This is a genomic window from Actinospineispora acaciae DSM 45401, from assembly GCF_000620785.1.
In the GTDB taxonomy this organism is placed as follows: domain Bacteria; phylum Actinomycetota; class Actinomycetes; order Mycobacteriales; family Pseudonocardiaceae; genus Pseudonocardia; species Pseudonocardia acaciae.
On the sequence record NZ_JIAI01000054.1, the window covers coordinates 1 to 5,898 of the forward strand.

Annotated in this window: 1 protein-coding gene; it reads right to left on the minus strand. The window is 73.2% G+C overall.

Annotated elements, in window-relative coordinates:
• Window positions 1–5,898: hypothetical protein (locus tag N912_RS66720; RefSeq protein ID WP_037070427.1), on the minus strand; the 5,898-nt coding region annotated here is incomplete at both ends.

Below are 5,898 nucleotides of genomic sequence, written 5' to 3' on the forward strand. Positions count from 1 at the left end.
CCTGCCTGATGCCGTAGCCCTCGGCGAGCATGATCTCGCCGGTCTGGCCGCCGCCCATGTCGTAGTGGCCGGCGCTGTTGGGGCCCCGGGTCGTGATGGTCGTCCAGGTGTCGCCGGGGGTCAGGCCGTTGCCGTCGGAGGTGATGACGTCCTTGCGGTCCTGGCCGACCTGCAGGGTGACAACGCCCTTGCCGGTGTGGCTGTAGTCGCCCGGGTTGGCGTACCCGTCGCGGCCGAACATCGGGCGGGCGCTGCCGGCGAGGTCGACGTGGTCGGTGAACTTGCCCTTGCCCAGGTCGACGTTGCCGACGTCGCCGGTGCAGCCACCGTTGCAGGTGTAGGAGAACGGCGAACCGCCGTTGCCGCCCAACCGGCCGGAGTTGTAGTTGGGGTCCTTGCTCCCGGTCGGGCGGGAGTCCTGGAAGCCCATGTTGGAGCCGGTGGCGCCGTCGTGGACGTTGCCCTTGCCCTGCATCCAGTAGTAGCCGCCGCTCTCGCCGCCGGCCAGCAGGCAGCCGGTGTTCGAGGTGCAGGTGCTCTTCTCCTTGCCGGGCGCGGTGGTCTGGGTGACCGTCGCGTCGCCGTTGCCGGCGATGCTGATCGTCCCGTCGCCGCCGCCCTGGACGGGCTGGCCGCCCTTCGTGCACTCCGGGCAGGGCGCCTTCGTGAGCTGGCCGTCCGGGGTCTTCCAGTACTTGAAGTAGCCGCCGTGACCGTCCGACTCCGTGCCGGTCGCGGTGTCGCCCTTGCCGAGGACGTTCTTGAGGGTGTCGTAGTCCCACTGGTTGTAGCCGTACTTGTTGGCGACCTGCGCCCACTGGTTCCCGGACAGGCCGTGCTTGACGTCGGACTGGATGGGGTCCATCGGCTTGTGGTCGCGGCCCTCGAGGGTGATGGTGCCCTTGCCGGAGTGGGCCAGGTTGCCCAGGTTGCCGAGCCCGTCGCGGCCGGTCATCTGGTTCGGCGTGCCGGCGAGGTCGATCTTGTCGGTGAACTTGCCCTTGCCCAGGTCGACGTTGCTGAGCGTGCCCTCGCAGCCGCCGTTGCAGGTGAAGCCGAACCGCCCGCCCTTGGTGTTGCCGAAGTTGCCCTCGTTGAGGTTCGGGCTCGTGCTCCAGCTCGGCCGGGAGTCCTTGTAGTGCAGGTCGGAGCCGGTGATGCCGTCGTGGACCTTGCCGTTGCCGGCGATCCAGTACTCCCCGTTGCCGGTGCCCTTGTTGTCGCCGGAGAGCGCGCAGCCGACGGTCGCGTTGCACAGGTGTTCGTCCTTGCCACCCGGCACCGCGCGGGTGGCCTGCACGTTGCCGTCCTGCGTGATCGTGAGCTTCGTGCCACCGGACTGGAACGACTGGCCGGGCGCGCACGTGGTGCAGTCGGATTCCTTGACCTCTCCGGTCGTGGGGTCCCGGGTGTAGAGCTTGTAGACGCCGTCGACCTTCTTGAGGCCGTCGGCGCCTACACCGTCCTTTCGCCCATCCATCCACTCCTTGATGTCCACGACGTTGTGCGCCGCCCGCGCGGCTCGGGCGGCCTCCGCGGCCTTGATCTCGTTGAAGGACGGGCCGGTCTTGGTGAAGCTGTTGCCGGCCTGTTCGACCTTGAAGTTGGAGCAGTCGCCGGTGCACTTGGCGCCGCCGGAGCCGCCGGGGCCGGCCTGTGCCCAGGCCTGGACGCCGCAGCCGCCCTTGCCGTTGCCCGAGCAGGTGCCCGCGCCGTTGGCGTCCCAGTGGCCGCTGGGCATGTCGGGCTGCTTGGCGTTGGCGGTCTGGTTCTTGCGGTCGTGGGCTTCGGCGTGCGCGGAGTAGGGGGAGGCGCAGTTCTTCGCGCCGGTGCAGCTCGCGCTGGCCTGGGCCTGGCCGGGCGCGGCCATGGTCTTGGCCATCACCTGCACCATGCCGCCGCCGTTGGACCCGTCCTCGGAGCCGTGCGCGGAGGCCTTGGCCCAGTTCTTCCCGGCGCGCGAGGAGTCGGAGGCGGAGGCCTCGAAGTGGTAGCGGCAGTTGGTGCCCTCGGTGCCCTGGCAGGTGGCGCCGGCCAGCGCGCTGCCGTCGGCGGAGGCGCCGACCTGGACCCCGCCGGTGCACTGGCCGTTCTTGCTCGGCGAGCAGTCGGCGGTGGCGTTGCCCTTGGCCTTGCCGGCATCGGCGTTGCCCTCGCTGTGGCCCGTGCAGCCCTCGGCGCCGCCGCACTGGAACGAGACCTGCGCCATCTCCGGTGAGGCGCTGCCGGAGCTGCTGACCGTGCAGCCCGCGTTGCCCGCACAGGTGGTGGCCGTCGTGGCGTGCACGTTCTTGGAGCCGACCGAGTCGCTGTGGCTGGCGGCGTGGATCGGGCAGCCGGTGCCGCCGTTGTCGCAGCTCGCGGCGATGTTCACGGTGGTGGTGGCGGACTGCTTGTCCTTGGCGACGGTGGGGGCGGTGGTCGCGGTGGCGACGGTGGCGCGGACGCCGGCCTGGCACGCGGTCTTGCCGTCGCAGGCGGTGTCACCGGTGCCGTCGCTGCTGGTGCGGTGTTCGCCCTGGCCGGCGGCGGCGTTGGCCTTGCCGGTCACCTTGCCGGTGCAGCCCGCCTCGGGGCAGACGACGTTGGAGCCGACCTCGGCGCTGCCGGAGTCGGGCATCAGGGTGACGGTGACGTCGCTGCTGGTCGTGCAGCCGCTCTGGCCGGCGGTGCAGGTGGCGTCGGTGTGCGCGGTGCCGGGGGCGCCGGAGGAGTCCGCGGTGCTGCTTGCGTTGCAGCCGGGGCCGGCGCAGTGGGCGGAGGCGCTGGAGGTCGACCAGCTGGCGGGGAGGTCCTTGGCGGCGAGCGGGGTCTTCGCGGCCTTGTCGGCGTCCGCGGCGGTCTTGGCCGCGTCGTCCGCGGTCTTGGTGGCCTGCTCGGCGGCTGTGCGCTGCTCGGCGGTCGCGCCCGGGGCGGCGGCGGCCTGCTTGGCCTGCTCGGCGGCCTGTTTCGCTTGGTCGGCCTGCTGTTGTGCTTGCTGGGCCTGGTTCTTGTTCTGCGCGGTGAAGATGTCGGCGACGACCTGGCCGGAGCCGGCGGTCGAGGCGGAGGTGGCCTGGCACGCGCCACCGGTGGTGTCGCAGGTCGCTGCGGTGGTTCCGGTGGCTTGGGTGTTGGCGGCCGGTGGGCCCTTGTTGCCGGTGCCGCTGGTGTCGTGGCCGTCGGGGGCGAGGCCGGTGGCGGAGCTGCGGGGGGTGCCCTTGCAGGCGCCGGCGGTGGCGTCGCAGTTGAGGCTGGCCCAGGCGCTGGACCAGGACGAGGCGCCGGGGACGGTGGGGCCGCCGGAGCTGGCCGACGAGCCGGGGGCGGTGGCCGGCTGGTTGGGCTGCTGGCCGCCCTGGCCGGGCTGGTCGGGGTTCTGCGGGGAGGCGGTGGCGGTCTTGGCCGCCTTGCCGGTGGTGCCGTTCTGGCCGTTCTGGGTGCCGTTCTGGCCGTCGCCCGAGCCGTTGTCGCCGATCGGGGTGTTGGTGGTGGTGGCGTTCTGGGTGGGCTGGTCGGCGACCATGGGGGCGATGCTGTTGGCGTCGGGGCCGGAGGAGGCGGCGGCGTTGACCACGGCGGTGCAGGTGCCGCCGGTGGTGCCCGAGCAGGAGCCCTCGGCGCGGTTGCCTCGCGCGGCGTCGGAGACGGTCGGGTCGGTGGCGGTGACCTCGGCGGTGATGGTGCCGCCACCGGTGCCGGTGAGCTTGCCGCCGGTGGTGGAGGCGGCGGACGGGCCGTCGGGCAGGCGGTCGGCGTTGACCTGGTCGCCGTAGGTGGCCGCGGCGCCGGGGCCGGTGGTGGCGTTGGACAGGGTCTGGACCTGGCAGCTGTTCGCGCCGGCCTCGCAGGCCACCTTGCCCTCGGACACGCGGGGTTTGCCGCCGGCGACCGCGCCGTCGAACGCGGCGGAGGCGGTGTGGGCGGTGCCGGAGCAGTTGACGTTCTGGCAGTCGACGCTGGCGGCGGCGCGGGAGGTGGCGGTCGGGCCGGAGCCGGGCTGGCCCTTGAGCGGCTGGCCGGTCTTGGGGTCGGTCTTGACGTAGTCGGTGGTGGTGGAGGCGTCCGAGGCGGCCTGGCCCTGGCAGCCGCCGCCCCGGACGGTGCAGTCGGCGTCGGTGGAGGCGCCGCGCCAGTCCTTCGAGACCGCGGTGTCCAGGGCCGCGGTGTCGGTGTGGGCCTTGCCGCCGCACTCGGCGCTGTCCTGGCAGCGGACCTGGGAGGCGGCGTGGGACACGCTGACCACCCCGGCCGGCTGGGGCTTGCCGTCGGGGCCGGTCTGTTCGCCGCGGAAGGTGACCTCGGTGGTGGTGACCGAGCCGCAGGTGCCGCCGATGCCGTGCACGTCGCAGCCGGTGGCGCCCTTGCTGGCGCGGTCCTTGACGTCCCCGGACGCGGTGCCGGAGGTGGCGCCCTGCTGCGCGCCCTTGCAGTCGGCCGAGCCGCAGTCGACGGTGGCGGTCGTCTTGCTGGCCGCGGTCAGGCCCTGCGCCGGGTCGGTCTTCGGTTGCTGGGTTCCGGTGGCGGCCAGCTCGATGTCGGGGTTGCTGTTGTTGGTGACGGCGTTGTTGGTGACGGTGGAGGAGGAGTCGGTGGAGCAGCCGCCGGTGGTGGCGCCCACGGTGCACTCGTGGTGGGCGTCCGTCTTGCGGGTGGCGGTCTTGCCGTCGGTGCCGGCGGTGATCTCGGCGTTGGTGGCGGTGGTGCCCTTGCCCTGGCAGCCCGCGGCCTGGTCGCAGTTGACGTCGGTGTAGCCGAGCGTGCCGTCGTCCTGGCTCGAGCCCGAGGAGGAGGTGCACTCGCCGCCGGTGACCTGGCAGCTCGCGGCGCCGGACCGGGTGCGGTTGTCGGTGCTGGTCTTCGCCGGGGTGGCCGGGGTGGCGGCCTGCCCCGTGGCCGGGTCCGTGTTGATGTTCGTGGCCACCGCCGGCTTCTCGGGGGTGGTCGTGGAGTTCTCGGTCTTGCCGGCGGTGTTCGTCGCGGCGTTGCCGGAGCAGTCGGTGGCGCCCCGGGCGCAGTGGATGGCGGCCTGCGCGGACGGCTGGCCGGATCGCTGGGACCGCGTGCCCGGCTCCTGGCCCGGGCCGAACAGCAGCTCGGTCAGCCAGCCGCGCTTGCCGGTGGCCTCGTCCACACCGGCCTTCACGGTGGTGGTGGTGTCGCAGCCGATCGAGTTGGCCTGGCAGTGGGCCTTGCTGGTGGCCTCGCCGTTGTCCTTGCTGGTCTGCGCGGCGCGCTGCGCGGCCTGGGCGGCGGTCTCGTTGGCCGGGGCGGGCTTTGTTTCGGTGGCACGCCGGCCGGTGGAGTCGGTGTCACACGTGCCGTTGCTGGTCTGGCAGTCCGTGCCGGCGTCGGCCCGGGTGGCGAAGCCGACCAGCGCGCAGTCCTTGGCGCAGGCGCCGTGCGACTGCGAGATGCCGTCGGTCTTGCCGGCCGCCAGGTCCGCCGCGTCCGGTGTGGTCGGGGTCGTCCCGTTCTCCGTACAGCCGGCGCGGGCCTGGCAGACGGTGTCCGCGCCGCGCAGGTCGGCCACGCCCGAGGTGTTGCAGTCGCCGACCCCGCAGGTGGTCTGGGCGAGCACGGCGCCGGCCTTGCTGTTGGTGGCGCACCCGGTGACCACGTCGCAGGACGCGGACGCGGTCCGGTCGGCGGCGGTGGAGGAGGCGCCGCAGGCGGAGACGCCGAGCAGGCACAGGTTCTGGTCCTGGAGCGTCTGGCCGGTGGCGGGGTCGATCGCGGCGGTGGAGCACTCGCCGAACGCCCCGGACGTGCTGCAGGCCGCCCCGGCGCCGTTGTTGCCGGGGTCGGCGCCGTTGGAGTCGGTGCCGTAGCCGGCGGCGTCACGCAGCCGCGCGGTCTGCGCGTCGACCTGTTTGCGCTGGGTGTTGTAGGCGGCGGCCTGCTGGTCGTAGGCGGCCT